The sequence below is a fragment of the Limosilactobacillus gorillae genome, from assembly GCF_001293735.1.
GTDB lineage: Bacteria > Bacillota > Bacilli > Lactobacillales > Lactobacillaceae > Limosilactobacillus > Limosilactobacillus gorillae.
This window is the reverse complement of sequence record NZ_BCAH01000007.1, coordinates 56,423-78,643: the sequence shown is the minus strand read 5'-3', so window position 1 is coordinate 78,643 and position 22,221 is coordinate 56,423. Positions and strand designations below refer to the sequence as shown.

Annotated in this window: 16 protein-coding genes, 5 tRNA genes and 1 riboswitch; of the genes, 3 read left to right on the top strand and 18 right to left on the bottom strand. The window is 50.5% G+C overall.

What is annotated here, in order from left to right; genetic code table 11:
- Positions 1-18: 18 nt before the first annotated feature.
- Entirely contained in the window at positions 19-1,188 is a 1,170-nt protein-coding gene (locus AOQ57_RS01420; protein WP_093624479.1) for a DUF998 domain-containing protein, read from the bottom strand.
- A gap of 156 nt (positions 1,189-1,344) precedes the next feature.
- Between AOQ57_RS01420 and AOQ57_RS01415 the strand changes: the two genes are divergently transcribed.
- On the top strand, positions 1,345-2,073 hold the full coding sequence (locus AOQ57_RS01415) for a gamma-glutamyl-gamma-aminobutyrate hydrolase family protein (RefSeq protein ID WP_093624477.1): 729 nt from the start codon (positions 1,345-1,347) through the stop codon (positions 2,071-2,073).
- 65 nt (positions 2,074-2,138) lie between these two features.
- On the opposite strand, the gene rpoC is transcribed toward AOQ57_RS01415, so the two are convergent.
- From rpoC to adhP, 6 genes are all read right to left on the bottom strand, one after another.
- Positions 2,139-5,786: a DNA-directed RNA polymerase subunit beta' gene (gene rpoC / locus AOQ57_RS01410; protein ID WP_093624475.1), complete on the bottom strand. Its 3,648-nt coding sequence runs from the start codon at positions 5,784-5,786 to the stop codon at positions 2,139-2,141.
- A gap of 37 nt (positions 5,787-5,823) precedes the next feature.
- Positions 5,824-9,405, bottom strand: coding sequence for a DNA-directed RNA polymerase subunit beta (rpoB, locus tag AOQ57_RS01405; RefSeq protein ID WP_093624473.1), 3,582 nt, complete (start codon positions 9,403-9,405; stop codon positions 5,824-5,826).
- 216 nt (positions 9,406-9,621) lie between these two features.
- On the bottom strand, positions 9,622-10,215 hold the full coding sequence (locus AOQ57_RS01400) for a TetR/AcrR family transcriptional regulator (RefSeq protein ID WP_093624471.1): 594 nt from the start codon (positions 10,213-10,215) through the stop codon (positions 9,622-9,624).
- A 185-nt stretch (positions 10,216-10,400) separates the two neighbouring features.
- On the bottom strand, positions 10,401-12,905 hold the full coding sequence (locus tag AOQ57_RS01395) for an ATP-dependent Clp protease ATP-binding subunit (protein ID WP_093624469.1): 2,505 nt from the start codon (positions 12,903-12,905) through the stop codon (positions 10,401-10,403).
- A gap of 18 nt (positions 12,906-12,923) precedes the next feature.
- Positions 12,924-13,394: a CtsR family transcriptional regulator gene (locus tag AOQ57_RS01390; RefSeq protein ID WP_093624467.1), complete on the bottom strand. Its 471-nt coding sequence runs from the start codon at positions 13,392-13,394 to the stop codon at positions 12,924-12,926.
- A 170-nt stretch (positions 13,395-13,564) separates the two neighbouring features.
- Positions 13,565-14,584 (bottom strand): alcohol dehydrogenase AdhP, encoded by a 1,020-nt coding sequence (gene adhP / locus AOQ57_RS01385; protein WP_093624465.1) that lies wholly within the window; start codon positions 14,582-14,584, stop codon positions 13,565-13,567.
- A 289-nt stretch (positions 14,585-14,873) separates the two neighbouring features.
- Between adhP and AOQ57_RS01380 the strand changes: the two genes are divergently transcribed.
- The gene (locus tag AOQ57_RS01380; protein ID WP_093624463.1) at positions 14,874-15,590 is read left to right on the top strand and encodes a B3/B4 domain-containing protein; all 717 of its coding nucleotides are present in this window, start codon (positions 14,874-14,876) and stop codon (positions 15,588-15,590) included.
- 46 nt (positions 15,591-15,636) lie between these two features.
- Here the strand turns inward: AOQ57_RS01380 and AOQ57_RS01375 are convergent, their stop codons facing one another.
- From AOQ57_RS01375 to AOQ57_RS01335, 9 genes are all read right to left on the bottom strand, one after another.
- Positions 15,637-16,302, bottom strand: a complete 666-nt coding sequence (locus AOQ57_RS01375; protein WP_093624461.1) for a 2'-5' RNA ligase family protein — start codon at positions 16,300-16,302, stop codon at positions 15,637-15,639.
- A 159-nt stretch (positions 16,303-16,461) separates the two neighbouring features.
- A tRNA-Pro gene (locus AOQ57_RS01370) sits at positions 16,462-16,535 on the bottom strand.
- Between the two features lie 5 nt (positions 16,536-16,540).
- A tRNA-Arg gene (locus AOQ57_RS01365) sits at positions 16,541-16,614 on the bottom strand.
- 9 nt (positions 16,615-16,623) lie between these two features.
- A tRNA-Gly gene (locus AOQ57_RS01360) sits at positions 16,624-16,695 on the bottom strand.
- A 115-nt stretch (positions 16,696-16,810) separates the two neighbouring features.
- Positions 16,811-16,893: transfer RNA gene (locus tag AOQ57_RS01355), tRNA-Leu, on the bottom strand.
- A gap of 53 nt (positions 16,894-16,946) precedes the next feature.
- Positions 16,947-17,019 (bottom strand) — tRNA-Val (locus AOQ57_RS01350).
- A gap of 53 nt (positions 17,020-17,072) precedes the next feature.
- On the bottom strand, positions 17,073-17,714 hold the full coding sequence (locus AOQ57_RS01345) for a deoxynucleoside kinase (RefSeq protein WP_093624459.1): 642 nt from the start codon (positions 17,712-17,714) through the stop codon (positions 17,073-17,075).
- Positions 17,715-17,845: 131 nt separating this feature from the next.
- The gene (locus AOQ57_RS01340) at positions 17,846-19,336 is read right to left on the bottom strand and encodes an amino acid permease (protein ID WP_093624457.1); all 1,491 of its coding nucleotides are present in this window, start codon (positions 19,334-19,336) and stop codon (positions 17,846-17,848) included.
- Positions 19,337-19,425: 89 nt separating this feature from the next.
- Positions 19,426-19,597, bottom strand: a riboswitch (Lysine riboswitch).
- 49 nt (positions 19,598-19,646) lie between these two features.
- Positions 19,647-20,111: a GNAT family N-acetyltransferase gene (locus AOQ57_RS01335; RefSeq protein WP_235788984.1), complete on the bottom strand. Its 465-nt coding sequence runs from the start codon at positions 20,109-20,111 to the stop codon at positions 19,647-19,649.
- Positions 20,112-20,155: 44 nt separating this feature from the next.
- On the opposite strand from AOQ57_RS01335, the gene AOQ57_RS01330 reads away from it, so the two are divergent.
- Entirely contained in the window at positions 20,156-20,962 is an 807-nt protein-coding gene (locus tag AOQ57_RS01330) for a lp_1002 family arylesterase (protein WP_093624452.1), read from the top strand.
- Positions 20,963-21,001: 39 nt separating this feature from the next.
- Here AOQ57_RS01330 and AOQ57_RS01325 read toward each other — a convergent pair whose 3' ends face one another.
- On the bottom strand, positions 21,002-21,670 hold the full coding sequence (locus AOQ57_RS01325; RefSeq protein ID WP_093624450.1) for a phosphatase PAP2 family protein: 669 nt from the start codon (positions 21,668-21,670) through the stop codon (positions 21,002-21,004).
- Between the two features lie 54 nt (positions 21,671-21,724).
- Positions 21,725-22,213, bottom strand: a complete 489-nt coding sequence (locus tag AOQ57_RS01320; protein ID WP_093624448.1) for a threonine/serine exporter family protein — start codon at positions 22,211-22,213, stop codon at positions 21,725-21,727.
- Positions 22,214-22,221: the final 8 nt, after the last annotated feature.

Genomic DNA, 22,221 nt, shown 5'->3' with positions numbered 1-22,221 from the left:
TTCGGTGCGTAGTTGACATTACTCTTCTTCTTCACTCACTAGTTCGATATCAAAGAGCCGAACGTCGCGCTGCACCACCGTCCCGATCAACTGAAAGAGCAGGAGCACCCACGATAGGGCCAGTCCAAAGGCCAGCATTTCAAAGGCCGTTAGGGATAAGTAGTGAATAAACTTAAAGGCAATGAAGCTAACCGCCATTGCCGCCCCGATGATGTAGGACAGGGTCAAAAAGGTCTTATTCATGATTGGTACCATCGTCCAACGAATCACCACCACCAGGATCAGCATCGTGTAAACCATCCACATGGCGATCCGATCGTGGAAAATGTGGAAGCGCGGGTTGTTGGGAAACAGCCCCACCCCGCCCAGGCAGGCCGCCATTAAGTTAAGCAGCCAACGGGTAACCTGGATCCGCCAGTCTGAGTATTTTTTGGAGAGGTTCACAAAAAGGTAGTCGATCAGGGTTAGCATCAGCATCGCCGAGAAAATCAGGGTGATATTGAACTGCCAGCTGTTAGAGGAGTGAGTGGTCCCTAAGAAGCTAAAGTTATGACGCCACCAGTCTTTCTTGGAGTTGGTAAGCATTGAAAAGACCATCCCCCCAATGATCATAAAGGTCATCAGGTTGGTAATCACCCCTGGTGAAATGGTTAACGCCAGGTTAATCATGATGTAGGTGACCATCGCAATCATTAAAAAAATCAGTGCTCCGGCGGTGTAGACATCAAAACTAGCCCCCTGAAACAAGGAGCCCACCAGCCAGGCGCCGGCATCCAGGGAAAAGGCCGTGATCGTACCGCAGGCAATCAAGATTGTAATCAACGCCCGCCAGGAAAACTCCTGGGCCCGGCCCTGGTGATGAAGCTTTTGGCTAATGAAGGTAATGGCAAAGGCCAGCACCCCACTCAAAGTTGCCAAATAAAGGCTCGTTGAGGCCACCGAATCTTCGCCCCCCACTAATGGGATCAAGTGGCGCCCGTGATTGAGGGTATCGGCGTAAAAAAGGACCGTTAATAAGAGGGCCGGCACAATGTACCAGCGTAACTTAATTTGGGGCAAGCTATCTATCAAACGCAAGGGGCGAATCACCAATTGGTTGCCTTCTACCCACATTGCAAGGGGTTCATCTTCTTTTATCTCTAGCTGGTTCCGCGCGGCTTGGGGAACTTCAACTCGATACTTCTTCAATTTTCTTCTCCTTTTCAACCAAATTCACAACTAATAGCCTATCATTAATTGGTTCTTTGAGCATCTTCTCACTGAAATCTAATCAGAATATTTGACATGCGGGCCAGCCTCACCTAGACTATGACAATACACTAACGACTACGAGAGGATTCACTAATGAAAAAACCAATGATTGCCTTACCCGCCGATACATACACCGAGGCAACCAGCATCATCAACTTACGTAACGCTGCCTTTGCCCCTGATCCAGCCATCAAGGCAATCACTAAGTCCGGGGGACAACCAATTGTCCTCCCCACGATCGATCCGGAAACCGCCGCTTCCTACGTTAACCTCTTTGACGGCCTGTTGTTGCTCGGGGGGTTTGATGTTGATCCCACCTTCTATGGACAAGAACCCCACTTCGAACTTGGGGAAACCTTCCGTAAGCGTGACCTCTTTGAAATCGCCCTCCTCAAAGCTACCATCGCCGCCGGTAAGCCGGTGATGGGGATCTGCCGAGGGTTGCAACTAATCAACGCTGGGCTTGGTGGAACTCTCTACCAGGATCTTTCCGAAGACCCCACCGCTCGTCTGAAGCACCATCAATTGGCCCCTGGTAACCTTCCAACCCACCACGTTAACATTGAACCCGGCTCTCAGCTGCAAAAATTAGTTGGTAACCGAATCTACATCAACTCCCGTCACCACCAATCCGTTCATGAACTTGCTCCCGGCTTAAAGGTGGTTGCCCGGGCTGACGATGGGGTTATCGAGGCCATTGAATCAATCGACTCCGACCAAATCCTGGCCGTTCAATGGCACCCGGAAAACATGTTTAAACACACGCCGGAATCCCAACTAATCTTTAAAGACTTAATCAACCGTGCTAGTAAACAACTGTAGCCACAACAAAAGGCCTATCAAACCGTGATGGTTTGATAGGCCTTTTCATTTATCAAATCAAGCGCTTAGTCTTGATCCTTTAATTGTTCTTCCATTTCGCGGATCGAGGTGTAAGCCCCATCGGAAGCGGTGTTGTTGACACTGACTTCCTTGGGCTTAATGTTGCGGTAAGCACCCATCCCGGTCCCGGCTGGAATGATCTTCCCGATGATGACGTTTTCCTTGAGACCAACCAGCGGGTCGTTCTTGCCCCGGATGGCGGCGTCGGTAAGGACACGCGTCGTTTCTTGGAAGGAGGCAGCCGAAAGGAAACTGTTAGTTTCAAGGGCGGCCTTGGTGATCCCGAGGATAACTGGCCGGGCAGTGGCCGGAATCCCACCGGAGATCAAGGTTTTGTAGTTGGCATCCCGGAATTGACTGATGTCTAACAGTTCACCTGGCAAGACATCGGTGTCACCTGGATCCATAACCCGTACCTTGCGCATCATTTGCCGAATCATGATTTCAACGTGCTTATCCAGCAAGTCGATCCCCTGCATACGGTAAACCTTTTGCACTTCGGAAAGGAGGTAAGTTTCGGTGGACAATACGTCGCGAACCCGAATCATTTCCTTTGGATCAATTGACCCTTCGTTAATGGCACCACCACGGTGAATATCGTCACCTTCTGCAACCCGCATCCGCGCCGTGATCGGCAGGGTGTAGGTCCGGGTATCGGTTTCACCCTTGATGGTAACGTCCTTGGTTTGTTCAGCTGGGTTTTCTTCGATGGCAACAACCTGTCCCGTAACTTCGGAGATCGTTGCCTTCCCTTTCGGGTTCCGAGATTCCACAATTTCTTGGATACGCGGAAGCCCTTGGGTAATATCATCGTTGCCGGCAACCCCACCGGTGTGGAAGTTCCGCAAGGTCAGCTGGGTACCAGGTTCCCCGATTGATTGAGCGGCCACGGTCCCAATTGCTTCCCCGGCTTCAACTTGGTCCCCGGTAGCGGCGTTGCGCCCGTAACAACGTTCGCAGACCCCGTGTTCCGTGTTACAAGTGAAGGCTGACCGAATCGTAACCTTTTCAACCCCGGCATCAATGATCTGTTGAGCGGTTTCTTCGTCCAACAGAACGTTTTTGCCAACAATCTTTTCACCAGTTTCCGGATCAAAGACGGATTTCATCGTGTAACGACCAAGGATCCGGTCGTAAAGCGGTTCAATCATTTCGTTACCGTTGGTGATGGCTGATACTTCCAGCCCACGATCCGTGCCACAGTCCTTTTCACGAACGATCACGTCTTGGGCCACGTCAACCAGCCGCCGGGTTAAGTACCCTGAGTTGGCAGTCTTCAAGGCCGTATCGGTCATCCCCTTCCGGGCCCCGTGCGAGGAAATGAACATTTCCAAGACAGAAAGACCTTCCCGGAAGTTGGAGAGGATCGGCAGTTCCATGATCTTACCAGATGGGGAAGCCATCAGCCCACGCATCCCGGCTAACTGGGTAAAGTTGGAGATGTTCCCCCGCGCCCCAGAGTCGGACATCATGTTAATTGGGTTGTGGATATCCATGTGTTCGATCAGCTTATTTTGAACTTCATCTTTGGCATCGTTCCAGATCCCAATGACCCGTTCGTACCGTTCGTTATCAGTGATCAACCCACGCCGGAATTGCTTGGTAACCAAGGCAACCTGCTTGTGGGCCTTTTCGATAATGGCCGGCTTTTCCTTCAAGTCGGTAACGTCGGCAATCCCGACCGTCAAACCAGAAATCGTTGATTCATAGTAACCAAGGTCCTTGATGCGGTCAAGGAGTTGGGAGGTGACGGTCACCTTGTAGATCTTGTAGACATCGGCAATGATATCAGACAAGAAGCCCTTCTTGAACGGCGGAACTAACGGTGCGTTTTCCAGGTAAGCGTGGATGTCTTCCCCTGGCTCGAGGAAGTACTTGTCTGGAACCCCGTTTTGCAGGTTATCGCTGCTTGGTTCGTTGATGTACGTGTAGCCTTCCGGCATGATGGCATTGAAGAGAAGCTTCCCGACGGAGGTCACCATGATCTTTTGGCGTTGTTCGTCGGTGAATGGCTTCTTGTCAAAGGAAGAAGTCAGCACCCCAACCCGAGTTTGTAAGGCTACATACCCGTTCCGGTAAGCCATGCGTGCTTCGTTGGTATCCTTGAAGATCATGCCTTCCCCTTCACGGGCCTTGTCTTCCGTCGTCATGTAGTAGTTACCGATAACCATATCCTGGGATGGGGCCACAATTGGTTCCCCGTCACGAGGTGAAAGGATGTGGTGAGCAGCTAACATTAAGAGACGGGCTTCGGCTTGCGCTTCGTCGGACAGTGGAACGTGAATGGCCATCTGGTCCCCATCGAAGTCGGCGTTGTAAGCGGCACAAACCAGCGGGTGTAACCGCATGGCCTTCCCGGAAACCAGGATTGGTTCAAAGGCCTGAATCCCTAACCGGTGAAGGGTAGGGGCGCGGTTCAAGAGAACGGGGTGTTCCTTGATAACATCTTCTAAGACGTCGAAGACCTTCTCATCGCGCTTGTCAATCATCCGCTTGGCAGCCTTAACGTTGGTAGCCAAGTTGCGCTTCGTTAATTCGTGAATGATGAATGGCTTGAAGAGTTCCATGGCCATTGGGACTGGCAGCCCCATTTGGTTCATCTTCATGGACGGACCAACATCGATAACGGAACGACCAGAGTAGTCAACCCGCTTCCCGAGCAGGTTCTGGCGGAACCGCCCTTGCTTCCCCTTAAGTAAGTGGGACAAGGACTTGAGCGGACGGTTACCAGGGCCGGCAACCGGACGACCACGCCGCCCGTTATCGATCAGGGCGTCAACGGCTTCTTGAAGCATCCGCTTTTCGTTTTGAACGATGATGCCCGGGGCGTGTAATTCTAACAGGCGCTTCAACCGGTTGTTCCGGTTGATAACCCGCCGGTACAGGTCGTTCAAGTCAGAAGTAGCAAACCGGCCACCTTCCAGTTGAACCATCGGCCGTAAGTCAGGCGGCATTACTGGAATTACGTCCATGACCATCCATTCCGGCTTGTTGCCAGACTTCAGGAAGGCTTCCAAAATATCCAGGCGCCGAACGGCCCGGGTCCGCTTCTGACCAGTGGCTTCCTTCAGAACCGCCTTTAATTCCGCGGCTTCCTTTTCAAGGTCCACGTCGGCCAGCAGTTTCTGAATGGCTTCAGCCCCCATTTCGGCGGTGAAGCGATTGCCGTATTCTTCCTTCAGTTCACGATAACGTGCTTCGGAAAGCAATTGCTTCTTTTCCAGACCGGTGTCACCGGCATCAAGAACAACGTAGGAAGCAAAGTAAATTACTTCTTCTAGTTCCCGTGGGCTCATGTCTAAGACCAGCCCCATCCGACTTGGGATCCCCTTGAAGTACCAGATGTGAGAAGCTGGCGCTGCCAATTCGATATGTCCCATCCGTTCACGCCGAACCTTGGCAGAGGTAACTTCGACCCCACAACGTTCACAGACCCGCTTGTTATAGCGTGCCCGCTTGTAGCGACCACAGGCACATTCAAAGTCCTTAGTCGGGCCAAAGATTCGTTCATCAAAGAGACCATCTTTTTCTGGCTTTAAAGTTCGGTAGTTGATCGTTTCCGGCTTGGTAACCTCACCGTAAGACCAACTCCGGATCTTCATTGGTGAAGCCAGACTGATCTCCATACTTTCAAAATTATTGACGTCAATCAAAGGATAATCCTCCTTATTTAATCCCTAAGTGGCGAACCTAATCTTGCTTGGCTTCGTCTTGGGCGCTCGCCGCTTGAGCAGTCTGTTTTTCTTGCTGCTCATGGCTACGACGAGCCATCTTCCGAACGTCAGCAACGTCTTCGTCCATGCTCTTAAGCTGAATTTCTTCGTGCTTGTCGTCGAGCACCTTCATGTCTAACCCCAGGGATTGTAGTTCCTTAACCAGCACGCGGAAGGATTCCGGTACCCCTGGCTTTGGAATTTGATCCCCATCAATGATGGCCTGGTAGGTGTTAACACGACCAACGGTGTCATCAGACTTGTAGGTCAGGATTTCTTGCAGGGTGTAAGCGGCCCCGTATGCTTCAAGGGCCCAAACTTCCATTTCACCGAACCGCTGGCCCCCAAATTGAGCCTTCCCACCAAGTGGCTGTTGCGTAACCAGTGAGTAAGGACCAGTTGAGCGGGCGTGAATCTTATCGTCAACCATGTGGGCAAGCTTCAGGTAGTGCATGACCCCAACGGCAACCCGTTGTTCAAATGGTTCCCCAGTCCGCCCATCGTACAGGATCGTCTTCCCGTCGGATGGTAAACCAGCTTCCTTAACGGCATCCCAAACGTCTTGATCGTTAGCACCATCAAAGACTGGCGTTGCAATGTGAATTCCCAGTTCACGGGCAGCCATCCCCAAGTGAAGTTCGATAACCTGACCGATGTTCATACGGGATGGCACACCCATTGGTGACAGCATGATGTCGATTGGGGTCCCATCTGGCATGTACGGCATGTCTTCTTCTGGAACAACGATCGAAACCGTCCCCTTGTTCCCGTGACGGCCGGACATCTTGTCACCGACTTGGATCTTCCGCTTTTGAGCGATGTAGACCCGAACCATCTTGTTCACCCCAGGTGCTAATTCATCACCGTTTTCACGAGTGAAGACCTTAACGTCTTGGATGATCCCGCCACCACCGTGAGGTACCTTAAGGGAAGTGTCCCGGACTTCACGTGACTTTTCACCAAAAATAGCGTGCAGGAGGCGTTCTTCGGCGGATAATTCGGTAACCCCCTTTGGCGTTACCTTACCGACTAAGATATCGCCGTCGTGAACTTCCGCCCCGATCCGGATAATCCCGGATTCGTCGAGGTTCTTGCGGGCGTCTTCACTGACGTTTGGAATTTCGCGCGTTATTTCTTCCGGTCCAAGCTTAGTTTCCCGGGCTTCGGATTCGTAAGATTCAATGTGAATGGAGGTGTAGACATCGTCTTTAACAAGGCGTTCGTTGATGGCAATGGCATCTTCGAAGTTGTACCCTTGCCAAGTCATGAAGGCGATCAGTGGGTTTTGACCAAGAGCTAATTCCCCTTGTTCCATTGATGGACCATCGGCTAAGACGTCATCAGCATCAACGTGTTCACCAACCTTAACGATCGGACGCTGGTTGTAGTTCTTACCACCGTTGGAGCGGCGGAACTTCATCAGCTTGTAAGTGTCCAGCGTACCGTCTTCTTGCCGAACCCGTACTTCACGAGCATCAACGTATTCAACGGTCCCGCTGTTCTTAGCGATTAAAGCAACCCCGGAGTCATGGGCGGCCTTGTATTCAATCCCGGTCCCGATCAACGGAGCATGTGGCTTGATCAGCGGAACGGCCTGCCGTTGCATGTTGGCACCCATCAAGGCCCGGTTGGAGTCATCGTTTTCCAAGAACGGGATACATGCGGAGGCAACCGAAACTACTTGCTTCGGTGAAACGTCCATGTAGTCGACGTTTTCCGGTGCCGTTTCGATATAGTCTTCCTTATCACGGCACATGATTTCGTTTTCGGCAAAGGAGCCGTCTTCGTTCAGTGGCGTGTTAGCCTGGGCAATGATGAAGTTATCTTCTTCATCGGCCGTCAGGTAATCGATTCGGTCGGTAACCTTGTGGTCAGCCCATGAAACACGCCGGTATGGGGTTTCAATGAAACCATAGGCGTTAACCCGAGCGTAGGATGACAAGGAGTTGATCAGCCCAATGTTCGGTCCTTCCGGCGTTTCAATTGGGCACATCCGGCCGTAGTGCGTGTAGTGAACGTCCCGGACTTCATAACCGGCCCGGTCACGGGTCAAACCACCCGGTCCAAGGGCGGACAGACGCCGCTTGTGGGTTAATTCACCCAGCGGGTTAGTTTGGTCCATGAACTGGGAAAGCTGGGAGGAACCAAAGAATTCCTTGATGGAGGCAACCACCGGTCGGATGTTGATCAGCTGTTGTGGCGTAACAGTGTTAATGTCTTGAATGGACATCCGTTCACGAACCACCCGTTCCATCCGGGCAAGCCCGATCCGGAATTGGTTTTGCAGTAATTCTCCAACGGAACGAATCCGCCGGTTACCCAAGTGGTCAATATCATCGGTGGTTCCAATTCCTTCTTGTAGGTTCAAGAAGTAGTTAATGGAAGCCAGAATGTCAGCTGGTTGGATGTGCTTTAAGTCCAGATCAATGTGACCGTTTGAAACCACTGGAACCACCCGTTCTGGGTCGTTCTTGGAGTAAACTAAGATCTTTTGGAGTTTTACAGGAGCCGTCACAACGGCTTCATCAGCCGGCGTGTAGGTGATCATCTTGAAGTCATCTTGTTCCAGAACCGGTTCCAGTTCCTTTAAGACTTCCTTGGTAACCACGTCACCTTGCTTGGCAATAATTTCGCCAGTTTCTGGGTCAGCCAGGGTTTCGGCCAGGGTCAGCCCCAACAGGCGGTACTTCATTTGCAGCTTCTTGTTAGTCTTGTAACGACCAACCGGCGCCATATCGTAGCGCTTTGGATCAAAGAAGCGGGTCGTTAATAGGGAACGAGCGGAGTCGGCCGTCTTTGGTTCACCCGGACGGAGCCGTTCGTAGATATCCTTTAAGGCTTCTTCAACCCGGGTGTCTTCCGGTTCCTTGTGCAAGTCCTTGTCTAAGGTTGCGTTCAAGGACTCGGAGTTTCCCCCCAGCATGTCAATAATTTCATCGTCGGAACCAAACCCAAGCGCCCGGACTAATTCCGTGATTGGTAGCTTCCGCGTCCGGTCGATCCGAACATAGGAGATTCCCTTAGCGTCGGTTTCATATTCCAGCCATGCTCCCCGGTTCGGAATGAAGTTGGCACCGTAACTTGGGCGGCCGTTCTTGTCGGCTTCTTCATTGTAGTAAACCCCTGGGGAACGAACTAATTGGGAAACGATAACCCGTTCGGCACCGTTAATGATAAAGGTCCCTTGGTCCGTCATCAGTGGGAAGTCACCGAAGAAGACGTCTTGGGACTTGATTTCACCAGTTTCGTGGTTCGTTAACCGTAAGGTAACGTGCAGTGGTGCCGAGTAGTTTGCGTCGTGTTCACGCGCTTCAGCAACCGTGTACTTTGGTTCAAGCAATTGGTAATCAACGAACTCCAAGGAAAGCTTGCCTTGGAAGTCATCGATTGGCATAATGTCGTCAAACATTTCCCGCAGACCCTTGTCCATGAACCAATTGTAGGAATCGGTTTGAATCTCGATCAAGTTAGGCAGGTCTAAGACTTCCTTGATTCGGGAGTAAGAACGACGGGTACGGTGCTTACCGTACTTAACTAAGTGTCCAGCCAAACTATTCACCTCTCTAGTTTGATAAACGGGTTCAGGAGCCAAATATTACATTTTGGTTACAATTTCACCAAAAGTCCATTTTTGGGCAAAAGAAAACCAAAAGCAACCCGGTAAGGTGCCTTTGGTTTGTTATAAAGAGCCCGATGGACAAGAGATCATGGGGCTCACTGAACTCACAATTACATACTCTTGTATCATACAGGTTTTCGCTTTAAATGTCAACGGCTATGCTTGCTTAATGAAGCCGTGGAGGATGCAACCCAAAATAATGTGTTGCCGTTGTTCTTCACTGATGGCACGGCCCCCAACTTGTTGGAAGGTCCCAAATAATGGCGTCATGCTAGCGATGAACAGTTCTGCCGCTTCCTTTGGTAATAAGTCTGGACGCAAGTTAACTTCCGGAAGCCTAAAGTATTCCGAAATGGGCTCCACGTAATCCATAACGAAGATCATATCCAACTTCAGTTGGGAGCTCGCCGTTAGAGACCGCCGGGCAAATTGGTATTGACTATATACGCTTAACTTGTGGTACTTCATGATGGCCCTGGTAATTTCCCAGATTCGCTCCTCTGGATTCAGGTCTTCTTTACGCATCACCTTGTTGATATCTTGGCGTACCTTTCCGCATAACGTCGTCAGAACATCCAGGTATAAGACCTCTTTATCACTGAAGTGATGATAAAGGGCCGGTTGTGTGATTCCGATATGCTTGGCAATGTCCCGCGTTGACGTTCCATTAAAGCCGTTTTCCAAAAATAACTTGGTGGCCGTCCGTAGAATCGCCTTTCGGGTTTTAGCTAATTGTTCCGCTCGCTTCATTAGTTTTCCCCTTCTTAAACTACTTAGTTCCTTATCATTGTATGTTCACCAATAACCAATTGTACATTGTTCCGGTTAATTATCAATAATTAGTTTAGCTTATCCTTTAATTATTTTTCAATAAAAGCCACCCAACAAGAGCCCGAAAGCCCCATCGGATGGCGTTTTTATGAGTGATCAATTATTTAATTTTGGAAAACTAAATTTCGGGAAGCGTTATCAGAGGACTTAACTTTAAAGTTCAACTTTCCACGTTGCGCCCCAATCGTAACCTTATCGCCGGCCTTAATTTGGCCATCAATCATCGATAGGGACAGTGGGTCTTCAATCATCGTCTGTAGCGCCCGGCGTAGCGGACGAGCCCCATACTCTGGGTTGTAGCCCTTATTAGCTACTAAGTCGATGGCTGCCGGGGTGATCTTTAAGCTGATAGCTTGTTCCGCCACCCGTTTGATCAGGCTGGCACTCAAGAGCTTAACCACCTGGTGGAGCTCCTCCTTAGTTAGGGAGTGGAAGATCACGGTCTCGTCAATCCGGTTTAAAAACTCCGGCCGGAAGTACTGACGGATCTGCTGGCGAATGGCTGAGGACATGGCCTCATAGTTGTTCTGCAAATCGATGGCCCCAAAGCCGACCGTTTTTTCATCGGCTAGTTGGGTGGCACCGAGGTTGGAAGTCATGATCAAAATCGTATTCCGAAAGTCAACCTTGCGGCCCTTGGAGTCCGTTAGTACCCCGTCATCAAGCACCTGCAATAGGAGGTTGAAGACGTCCGGGTGGGCCTTTTCAACTTCATCAAGCAGAACCACCGAGTACGGGTGCTGGCGAACCTGTTCGGTCAGCTGGCCCCCTTCATCATAACCAACGTAGCCTGGAGCAGCTCCAACCAAGCGACTCGTTGAGTAACGCTCCATGTATTCGGACATGTCGATCCGGATCATGTTATCTTCTTCGCCAAACATCGCTTCGGCCAGTGCTTTTGCTAGCTCGGTCTTCCCAACCCCCGTCGGGCCGAGGAACATGAAGGAACCAATTGGACGGTTAGGATCCTTTAGACCACTACGGGCTCGCCGGATTGCCCGCGCAATTGCCGAAACAGCTTCATCTTGGCCGATCACCCGCTTATGGAGCAGTCGTTCCAGGTTTACCAAACGGTCGCTTTCCTTCTTTTGAAGCTGGGTTAACGGAACCCCCGTCCACTCATTAACCACCTTAGCAACATCTTCAGCCGTCACGGTGTACGGGAAACGACCACTTTTTGCCAGCTTGGACTCACGCTCATCTTCTTTTTCAATCTGTTGCTTGAGCGTCAGTTCCTTGTGACGCAATTCGGCGGCCCGGTCAAAGTCCTGGGCGGTAATTGCCTCTTCCTTTTGCGCCCGTAGTTCTCCAAGCTTAGCCGTCAGGTGGCCCTTCTTACTACCCGCCTCTTCGCCATTGATACGCACCATTGCTCCTGCTTCATCAATCAAATCGATTGCCTTATCGGGCAGGAAGCGGCTGGTAATGTAACGACTAGAGAGGTTAATTGCCGTCGTCAAGGCCTCATCGGTAATCTTGGCGTGGTGGTGTTTTTCGTAGCGGGGACGAATTCCGGCCAGGATCTTTTGGGCCTGTTCTTTAGTCGGCTCCTCAACCATGATCGTTGCAAACCGGCGTTCCAAGGCGGCATCACTTTCCACGTACTTTTGGTATTCATTTAAGGTTGTCGCCCCAATTAATTGGAGTTCGCCCCGAGCGAGGGCTGGCTTCAAAATATTAGAGGCGTCAATGGCCCCCTCAGCACCCCCGGCTCCAATCATGGTGTGAAGTTCATCGATAAAGAGAATAACCTGACCGTCTTGGTAGACCTCATCGATTACGTTTTTGATCCGGCCCTCAAACTCACCCCGAAATTTGGTTCCAGCTACAAGGGTCCCCATATCCAGAACTACCAGGCGCTTTTCAGCCAGTTCATCGGGAACTTCGCCATCCACAATCCGCTGGGCTAAGCCTTCAACAATCGCTGTCTTACCGACCCCGGGTTCCCCCAGGAGAACCGGGTTGTTCTTCGTCCGCCGGGCAAGGATCTGGATGGCCCGCTTAATTTCTTTTTCCCGACCGATCACTGGATCCAAGGTTTCTTCACGGGCGATCTTAGTCAAATCACGGCCGTACTTGTCGAGGGTTGGTGTGAGCCCCTCTCCCTCTTCTTGCCGACTGGCATTTTGGTTTGGTCGACGGGTGCGGCGCCCCTCTTGCGGAACACCTAAGTGACGCAGGAGGATCCGGCGAGCTTGTTTTGGTTCCACATCCAGATTTAACAGGATTCGGGAAGACAAGATGGTTTCATCAGAAAGGAGCGCCAATAAGAGGTGCTCGGTCCCCACCCGCCGGGAGCCCATCTGTTTAGCCAGGCGGGCTGCTAGGTTAAGAATCTCCCGTAGCTTTGGCGAGTTAGATAGATAGGCATCACTGGTTGTGGCTTGCATCGTTCCGTACCCAGTGTAGCGCTCAATTTCTTCCCGAAGGTCATCACTAGTGACGTTAAACTGGCGCAAGACAGTGGCAGCCATCCCCACCTTTTCAAGGCTCAGGGCTAATAAAAGGTGTTCAGTGCCCACTGCCTGATGCTTGAAAAACCGGGCTTGTTCCTGGGCGATCTGCAAAACATTATTAGCGCTTGGTGTATAGATATTTTTGTTATCCATTTAAATCTCGCTTTCTGGTTAGCTTTCGTAGCGTAACCGATTCAAGAGCGACATAAGGATTTGAGCCCGTAGGCTATTCTCCTCCGTCCGGGTGCTATGGGGCGCCAAGGTCGACTTGGCCGTGGCGGCCAGCATCAGGTCCCCCTCCCGGCGGCTAATCAACTTCTCTTTATACAGGGTCTGGATGATTGCAAAGGCGTCTCGTTCGTTAATGGCCGCCCCCACCACATCCATCATCATCTCAATTACGTCGACATTGTCAAGCAGACTCACCCGCTCAATTCGGATGTAGCCCCCACCCCCACGCTTACTCTGGACCAGGTAGCCATTTTTCGGGGTAAACCGCGTTTTGATCACATAATTAATCTGTGAGGGAACCACGTCGAAGTGGTTTGCAATCTCTGCACGCCGAATTTCAATTTGGGCGGAGTCACCGAGAATTTGCTTTAAATACTCCTCGATCACGTCCGAAATACTTTTTTCTTCCAAGAGTGTTCACCTCATCCCTGACTAATTTTGACCTTCATTATACCATTCTTTTGACCTCAAGACCCCCCAGAAGTCTCACAAGACAAAAAAGCCCCCTGGGCAGACCTATCAAGTTAAGAACTAACCTAATGGATCCACCCTGAGGGCGGCTTATTGAATTAATCAATTAATTATTCGTTAACGAAGTCAACCACGTTCCGACCAACAACCTTGTTGTCCTTTAATTCTTGGATCATATCGTTAATTTCGTCAAGCTTGCGGGTCTTAACGATTGGGTGAACCTTACCTTCAGCACCAAATTGGAAGCATTCAGCCAAATCTTGACGCGTCCCGACTAAGGAACCAGCCACGATAATCCCGTCTAGAACCGTCTTGGCGATATTTAATTGCATGTCCCCTTGCGGTAAGGCAACGGCAACCAACTTCCCGTCTGGACGAAGGGAGCCAACGGCTTGGTCAAAGGCAGAGGCGTTAACAGCTGTAACAACGGCAGCGTGAACTCCACCAACCTTTTCTTGGATTTGTTCATCAACGTTACCATCGTGACGGTTGATCAGCACTTCAGCCCCGTTTTCCTTGGCAGCCTGCAGCTTGTCGTCGTTACCGTCAACGGCAATAACGTGGGCGCCAAAGACGTTGTGAGCGAATTGGATCCCAAGATTTCCAAGACCACCGGCACCAACAATGGAAACCCATTGACCTGGCTTGATGCCTGAAACCTTGAGGGCCTTGTACATAGTAACCCCGGCACAAGTTAAGGAAGTAGCCTCCACTGGGTCCAAGCCTTCTGGAACCTTAACGGCGTAGTCAGCAGGAACGATACATTGTTGTGCCATCGCCCCGTCAGCAGTGTAACCGGCGTTTAAGACGTTCCGGCAAAGAGTTTCACGACCGGTCAGGCAGTATTCACAGTGACCACAGCCCTTGAAGAACCAAGCAATTGACACCCGGTCACCAACCTTTAAGGACGTAACCCCAGGGGCAACCTTGCTTACGCGACCAACCCCTTCGTGACCGATAATCGTGCCTGGCTTTTCACCAAAGTCACCGGCCGCAACGTGTAAATCAGTGTGGCAAAGACCACAGTATTCAACGTCGACGAGGGCCTCCCCAGGCTTAAGGTCGCGAAGTTGAACGTCCTTTACCGTAACGTAACCATCAACGGGATCATTAATAACAGCTGCCTTCATAATGCTATATCTCCTTTGTAGTTGCGAATAACTTTTTATTTACGGTGCTTATTTTATCAAAAAAGCCATTACATTTAAAGTGAAAAATTACACAGGCTTGTAATTTCTATAAGTTGTTTAATTAACTTTCTTAAACTTGAATGCCGGTATGACAACTTTGATCCATATAGCTTATCTTAATTTCTGATTCACAAAGTATGACGCAAGAAACTTGCTCGGAAAATGGCAACCAATTAAAATAAACGGGGTATGAAAAACTATAGCTTTGACCCCCAAGGAGGTTATATTTATGAAAAAAGTAATTATCGATTCTGGGTTTTGGAATCTCTTCCCCGACGCCCAGATCAACATCATGACCATTAACGGCTTTGATAACCACGATACTCCCGAAACGCACCAGTACCGGGCCGACCTACTTGCCCAAGCTGTTAAGGAATCTGCTAAGTTCACCAGTGTCGATCCATTTCGCGATAACCCCGTTGTTGCGCAGTGGCGTGACGCCTACTCCCAATTTAAGAAGCGTAAGGGCGCTCGGGCATCAATTGAAGCCCTCTTGAAGCGGGCCAACCAAGGACATGTTTTTGAACCAACGATTCCGCTCGTCGATCTCTACAATAGTATCTCCTTAAGCTACGGGGTTCCAATTGGTATCGAAGATCTTAATAAGATTGAAGGCGACTTACACCTGGGAATCGCCAAGGGAGGTGAAGGCTTCTTCCCACTTGGGGCGAAAGAAGATGATCCCGCCCGCGAAGGAGAAGTCATTTACTACGATAACGGAGGCGCCGTTTGCCGCTCCTTAAACTGGCGGGAAGCCGAACGGACGATGCTGACCGAGGAAACCACTAATGGCGTCGTTGTAATGGAATCCGTCAATGCCGAACAGGCTGCTCGGGCAACCGAAGCGATGACCCAATTAAGCAAGTTAATCACCGATTTCTTTATGGTCACCCCAAGCGAACAGTTCATCTTAACCAAGGAGCACCCCGAGGCTCCACTTAACTAAAAAAGAGGATAACGGAAATCAGCTGATTTCCGTTATCCTCCTTTTTTTACATCTCTAATTTAGCGAGGAGGCGGGGCTGGCGATTATACCAGTCGTGAACCACCAACTCAACCTGGTCAACTAGGGCGGTCCCAAGCGCCACTTCGGCTAACGAATCTAACACCGCCAGGTCCCGGCGAGTATTAACAAGCGGCGCCTGTTGGCGGGCGACGGTCACGTGAGCGGTTGTCTGCTGGTAGCGTTCCTGCAGCTGAAGACCCGCCGCTTTAACCTGGTGGCGAACTGCCTGGCGAAGCTCAGCTAGTCCCGGCTGGTAAAGTCCTTTGACCATCACCGCACTCCCGCTAGTGATCAAGCCTTGAAACGAAACACGAAAGGGCGCTATCTTTTTAACCGCCTGCCGAACCGCCGTGAGGTAGGCTTGCTCCTGCTCCGTACTGAGGGCATATTCCGGCGTTGCCTTGATTAAGTCGATCACCGTTACGTGCATATCCTTTGCCGGGTAATAGTACTGGTCAGGTTCCACTTCCCGTAGCTTACCCAGGGCAAAGCCAATGTTGCGGCTGACGTGGGCCGGCAAGGTGAAGATTAGGCTCATCCCGTGCCGAAAATCATCTTCGAGATCACTTAACCAGGGATCAATGTCCCCGCCCCTCAAAAGTAGCTGCCGTCCCCGGTGGTCAATCGCTTGGTATTTTTCATTCAGATCCATTTAACCGTCCCCCCTTTAGGGATATGATACCACTAACCTTTTAGTTGCGAGCATCCCTCCCGATACTCAATCCCTAAAAGGATAACCCCCAGATTTTTAGGCAACAAAAAACCGTCATAACGGAATTTCAACCGCTATGACGGACTGTGGGAATATCGATCGGGAATACAGGATTCGAACCTGCGACCTCTTCGTCCCGAACGAAGCGCTCTACCAAGCTGAGCTAATTCCCGAGGTATGCACCCAGAAGGAGTCGAACCTTCAACCTTCTGATTCGTAGTCAGACACTCTATCCAATTGCGCTATGGGTGCGTAATAAAAAGCGGAAGACGGGATTCGAACCCGCGACCCCCACCATGGCAAGGTGATGTTCTACCACTGAACTACTTCCGCAATTTTCGGGGTGATTGGCAACTAAACTTGCCTTTCAACGTTTATATATATTACTCTTCTAGACCAACTTTGTCAATTACTTTTTTTAAAAGTTAAATGGCTTTTTGCCGGCCAATGCGGATAAGAGGATTCGAACCTCCACGTCATAAAGACACAAGAACCTAAATCTTGCGCGTCTGCCAATTCCGCCATATCCGCGTGACAAATGTCGAAAATAAAAGGACAATCCAAGTGGATGCCCTAACCTAGAATGGAGGATACAGGGCTCGAACCTGTGACCCTCTGCTTGTAAGGCAGACGCTCTCCCAACTGAGCTAATCCTCCATGTCAACTGACAACTTCTATAGTATAGGCGATGTCAGCTAAACTGTCAATAACTACTTTAAATTTAATTCAAAAAGTTTAGTATCGATTTGTTCTAAGACCGCCGCAGCCGCTTTTTCATCAGCCACAAAGTCGAACCTATCCCCGTCGATCATCATCTTAGGACTCTTATCGTAGTTCTCGTACCAGGTTTGGTAACGCTCGTTCAGCGTCTTATAGTATTGGTACAAACTTGGGTCGGTTTCAATCTGTTCAAACGACCGCCCCCGTTGCTTGATCCGGTTCAGCATCGTTTCAAAGGACACCCGGATGTGAATTAACAAGTTGGGCGCCTTCGGGTGAGCCTGATCTGGCAATTCTTCCATCATGTTCCCTAACAAGGACGTGTAAATGTCCGATTCAGTTTGGGTGGCCCGACCGAGGTCAGCGTTCATCTTAAACATCAGGGCGTCTTCAAAGATCGAACGATCCAAGACGTTTAAATCATTATCAAAGGAATCCTTGATCTCATCCAGGCGTCGGTTCAAAAAGTAAATCTGCAGTAAGAACCCGTACTTTTGCGGATCCTTGTAGAAAAGGGGCAGAATCGGGTTATCATCGACCGATTCAAAAAACGGCTTGCTCCCCAGGTGGTTGGCAAGCATTTGCGTTAAGCTTGTCTTCCCTGCCCCAATTGTTCCGGCTAATACAATCATCCATCAAACCTCACTTATTTCGGTTCTGTTTTAAAAGACACAAAGGTTATTTTAACACTCCCACTCCCACTTTGGAAAAGAAAAAGCCTACGGGGTGAAAGTGCACCGCCCCTAGGCTGTTGGTTTTTTATCTAATCTTGGTCAGTCGGCTCGTAGCTTTCCCCCTTGGTTGAGCGGGAAAGATCGGCGTCCTTAGGGTTAATCATCTTAGAGCCGTAACGAAGCTTGTAGTACAGGTACAAGACGATGTAGATTGGTACGGCCATGTAAGTGATGGCGATATTGGACCAGTCCAGCTTAACAAAGGCATTCAGGTTCTGGCCCACGATCACGACGATACAAAGAATGACGGCAAAGATCGGGCCGAACGGGAACCACTTAGCGTGATACTTAAGCTCAGACAGCTGATGCCCCTGGGCCAAGAAGGCTCGCCGGAAGCAGAAATGTGAAATCGCAATCCCCAGCCAGGCGATAAACCCGCACAAACCGGATGCGCTGATCAGATAGTTATAGGCATTAGGGCCAACGAATTGGGTTGCCCAAACCAAGATTCCCACCACAGTCGTTCCCAGCAGACCGTAAATCGGAATCCCGCGCTTGTTAACGTAACCAAAAATCCGCCATGCGTATCCTTCCCGGGCTTGGGAATACAGCATCCGCGTCGAGGCGTACATCCATGAGTTAGCCGAGGAAAGAACCGCCACTAAAATTACCGCGTTCATAACCGAGGCCGCAGCAGCCAGGCCTGCCCGCTTGAAAATCAAAGTGAACGGTGACGTCACGACGTCCTTAACATCAGATGATAACAGGTGTGGATCAGTGTACGGCAGGATGCAGGCAATCACGAAGATCGTTAGGATGTAGAACAACAGGATCCGCCAGAAGGTTGACCTAATAGCCTTCGGAACTGCCCGTTCCGGGTTTTCGGATTCCCCAGCGGTGATCCCGATCATTTCGGTCCCCTGGAAGGAGAAGCCGGCAACCAAGAAGACGGAGATAATGCCGGAAACTCCATTGACAAACGGTGCCTTCTTGTAGGTAAAGTTAGTCAGGTCGGTTGGCCCCTGGCCCCCCATGATCCCGAGAATTACCAGCACGCCAACGATGATGAAGACAATAACAGTGACCACCTTAATCAAAGCTAGCCAGAATTCCGTTTCCCCGTAAGAACGAACGGACAGGTAGTTAATAATGAAGATTAAGAGAAAGGCGACCCCGGAAAAGACCCAGCTCGGAATGTGGGGCAACCAGAAGTTCATAACCAACCCCACGGTGGTGATTTCAACCGGCACTGTGATAGCGGCGTTGAACCAGTAATTCCAACCGAGGGCAAACCCCGTGGCCGGGGAAACAAACTTGCTTGCGTAAGCAGCAAAGGACCCAGTCAGTGGAATGTACGTTGCCATCTCTGCCAAACTGGTCATTAAAAAGTAGACCATGATCCCCATGATCGCATAGGCAATCAGGGCGCCCCCCGGTCCAGCGGTGGTAATTGCCGATCCCGATGCAATGAATAGCCCGGTCCCGATTGAACCCCCGAGGGCGATCATTGTCAGGTGGCGTGTCTTTAACGACCGTTCAATATGGCCGCCCTGGTTGCCCGACGATTGTTGCTCATCCATAATGTATCCTCCTATTGATTGTGACGAGCGGGGGAAAGCAAAAGGGCCTCCTAGCAGTGCTAGAAGACCCAACCCATAATTCTGAATTAGTATCCGGAAGCACCCCGCAGTGTTGCGACAGTCCGTGGCCTCTTAAGCCACGTCCCAACAAAGGTAACAGCAAAATTACCAGTGTTTCGGCACGGCACCCTTTCAACCGGGCTGAGGTATTTGCTTACCTAACCCGACGTACTAATGAGTCGCGCGACCTCTTCTGTGTGATAAACATATTCATTATTATACCGAACAGCGAATAATCCGCAACCCTTTTCTAAGAAATTTTTAAGGACCAGTTAATAATTGTCTTATTTTGATGACCCTTTCTAAACCCATTTTTGATTAACACATGCTGGGAGGCAAGGTTATCCATGCGGGTGGTGGCCACCAGCTCGTTCGTCTGTCCGCGATCTCTTAAACATGAAATTAATTTTTGCAGGGTCTTTGTCATCAGCCCCTGCTTTTGCCAGGGCGCTAAAATAAAATAGCCGACCTCACGAACTCCCGGGGCCACAACAAAGCTAGTCACCAGGCCAATTGGTACCTTTTGAAGGGTAATCGCCCAAAAATCCCCTGACTGACGCCACATCGCAAAGGCCCACCGGCGTGCCTGGGGATGCGGACTAAGGGTTAGACCGATCTCTTTTAACAGTTGGTCATCGGTAAAGCACTCCTTAACAAAGGCCATGTCATCCTGGGTCACCAACCGAATTGCTAACTGTTTTTGTTCTTCTTGCACTATAATTACCCCATGGATTCCAAATTATTGAAAGGAAGTTTGTAATGGAAATTAAAACACTTTCACTTACCACAAGCAAGCACCCTACCCCGGCAACCCTGACTGCCTACCTACAAACCCCGACTCCCAAGGCACCGGTCCAAGCCTTTCCGGCCCTGGTCTTTGTCCCAGGCGGATCGATGACCCACATTCCGGAAGAAGAGTCCGAAAAAACGGCGCTGGCCTTTTTAGCCCGCGGCTTTCAGGTTTTCGTATTACGTTACAGCTTTGTTGACGAGGCAACCCCGCTCTACCCCTCCCCACTTCTCGACCTCGCCCAGGCCGTCAATTTAGTACACCAACACCAAAATGACTGGTCCCTCACGGGTAAGGTGGCGGTAATGGGCTTTTCCGCCGGAGGTCAAATTGTCGCCCTTTACAACGACTACTGGAAGAGTGGCTGGCTAAAAGAAGCCAGCGGGCTAAGCGAAGAAGCCTGTCACTTTGACGCTGCCGTGCTGGGCTACCCGGTTATTGACCTGGACCTAGGCTTCCCAAACCCAGCCACCATGCCAAAGTGGACCAACGACCCAGAAAGGTTTAGCGCTAGCTACCATGTCAACGCCGACTGCCGGCCAACCTTTACTTGGGGAACGGTCACCGACCCCTTAATCACAGTTCAAAACACCCTTAACTACGTTCAAGCCCTCCAGCAGGAAAATATTTCCCAGGAAATTCACCTCTTTGATGGCGGTCCCCACGCTATGGATATCGCCACCGATCTAGTTGGTCCAGAAGAAGAGCCCCACAGGCCCCACGTTCACCACTGGGTTACCCTGGCGGACGAGTGGCTCAAGCAAACCCTTAACTAACATTAAAGGCCGGCACCAGATGGGCGCCGGCCTTTATTTTTAATACCAGGAGTTGTGTGTCAGTCTTAAGTTCCGCAGTTGCGCTGCGTAGCCGACGTACAGGGCCTCCGCAAATTGTAACCACGTGTAAGCTAGCAACATTGCCCCAATCGTGTCGGATGGGTAGTGGGCCTGCAGGTAAACCCGGGAAATAGCCACTAAAACAACGGCAAAGATTAGAACCAGCTGAATGATCACCCGAATGGCCCCGCTCTTAATTAAGGGAACCACCACCAGGCTAATAATCGCCGCCACCAGGAAGAAGCCCAGGACGTGGCCACTTGGGAACGAGAAGCCCGTGTCGGAAGCCAGGTGTTGTGCTGGTCGTTCTCGCTTGATGATATGCTTGATAATTACCCCTAGCACGTCTCCCCCAAAGAGGGTAAATAGTGCCCACAGAGCCGGGATTTTTCCCTTAAAGCCCCAGAGGAAAAAGGCAATCACTAATACCCAGATAATATCCATCTTGGGACTAGCCAAAAAGGCTGTCATGGTCATCAGGCCGTGGACAAAGCCCGTCGTCTTGCTGGAGGCAAAGAGGGCTTGGAAGACCGTGTCCACCGTTGTGATTAACATCGAATTTTTGTAGACCATGGCCGCAACCACCACGAAAATGACTGCCGCTACGATCAGGCGCATCGGACGCTTTGGATCTCGTTCAATTAACATCTTTATGATTCTCCATTTGTAAAGTATGAGCTGAGTATACCACGATGTCGGGTCTCAATCACGCTTTTTCCAACCCTTTAACTGACTAAAGGGGGCGGCATGCCAGTGATGGCGCCCGTAAATAGCCGTGTTAATTAGGTCCCCAAGCCCGAAGCCTAGCGTGATGGCCCCAGCGATCACGATCACCTGGTAGAGGTAGCCTAAGGACACCCCGTAATTTCCTAAGACAAAGTAGCGAACCACCTTATAGGCTTGGCCGCCTGGTACAAAGGGCACCAGGGCCGGAACATTATACAAAATCATCGGCTGACGCTGAAGCTTGGCGGCTACCATCGATAAAATACCGATTAAAATTGCCGCTACCAAATTAGATAAGGCTAAGCCGACGTGCAAATGATAGTAGATAACTACATACAGATCCCAGGTAGTCCCTCCAATCAGCCCGCCGGCCAGGAAGGCGTGCCGGGGAACGTTTAGCAAAATGGCAAAACAAATTGTTGCCACAAAGGCAAAGCCAAAGTGGATCAATAAACGTTCGATCATTTTCCTCC

Excerpts from the sequence above, each read along its gene's own strand:
- AOQ57_RS01415 (WP_093624477.1), top strand. The coding sequence starts at position 1,345 with ATGAAAAAACCAATGATTGCCTTACCCGCCGATACATACACCGAGGCA.
- AOQ57_RS01400 (WP_093624471.1), bottom strand. The coding sequence starts at position 10,215 with ATGAAGCGAGCGGAACAATTAGCTAAAACCCGAAAGGCGATTCTACGG.
- AOQ57_RS01395 (WP_093624469.1), bottom strand. The coding sequence starts at position 12,905 with ATGGATAACAAAAATATCTATACACCAAGCGCTAATAATGTTTTGCAG.
- adhP (WP_093624465.1), bottom strand. The coding sequence starts at position 14,584 with ATGAAGGCAGCTGTTATTAATGATCCCGTTGATGGTTACGTTACGGTA.
- AOQ57_RS01380 (WP_093624463.1), top strand. The coding sequence starts at position 14,874 with ATGAAAAAAGTAATTATCGATTCTGGGTTTTGGAATCTCTTCCCCGAC.
- AOQ57_RS01375 (WP_093624461.1), bottom strand. The coding sequence starts at position 16,302 with ATGGATCTGAATGAAAAATACCAAGCGATTGACCACCGGGGACGGCAG.
- AOQ57_RS01345 (WP_093624459.1), bottom strand. The coding sequence starts at position 17,714 with ATGATTGTATTAGCCGGAACAATTGGGGCAGGGAAGACAAGCTTAACG.
- AOQ57_RS01340 (WP_093624457.1), bottom strand. The coding sequence starts at position 19,336 with ATGGATGAGCAACAATCGTCGGGCAACCAGGGCGGCCATATTGAACGG.
- AOQ57_RS01330 (WP_093624452.1), top strand. The coding sequence starts at position 20,156 with ATGGAAATTAAAACACTTTCACTTACCACAAGCAAGCACCCTACCCCG.
- AOQ57_RS01325 (WP_093624450.1), bottom strand. The coding sequence starts at position 21,670 with ATGTTAATTGAACGAGATCCAAAGCGTCCGATGCGCCTGATCGTAGCG.
- AOQ57_RS01320 (WP_093624448.1), bottom strand. The coding sequence starts at position 22,213 with ATGATCGAACGTTTATTGATCCACTTTGGCTTTGCCTTTGTGGCAACA.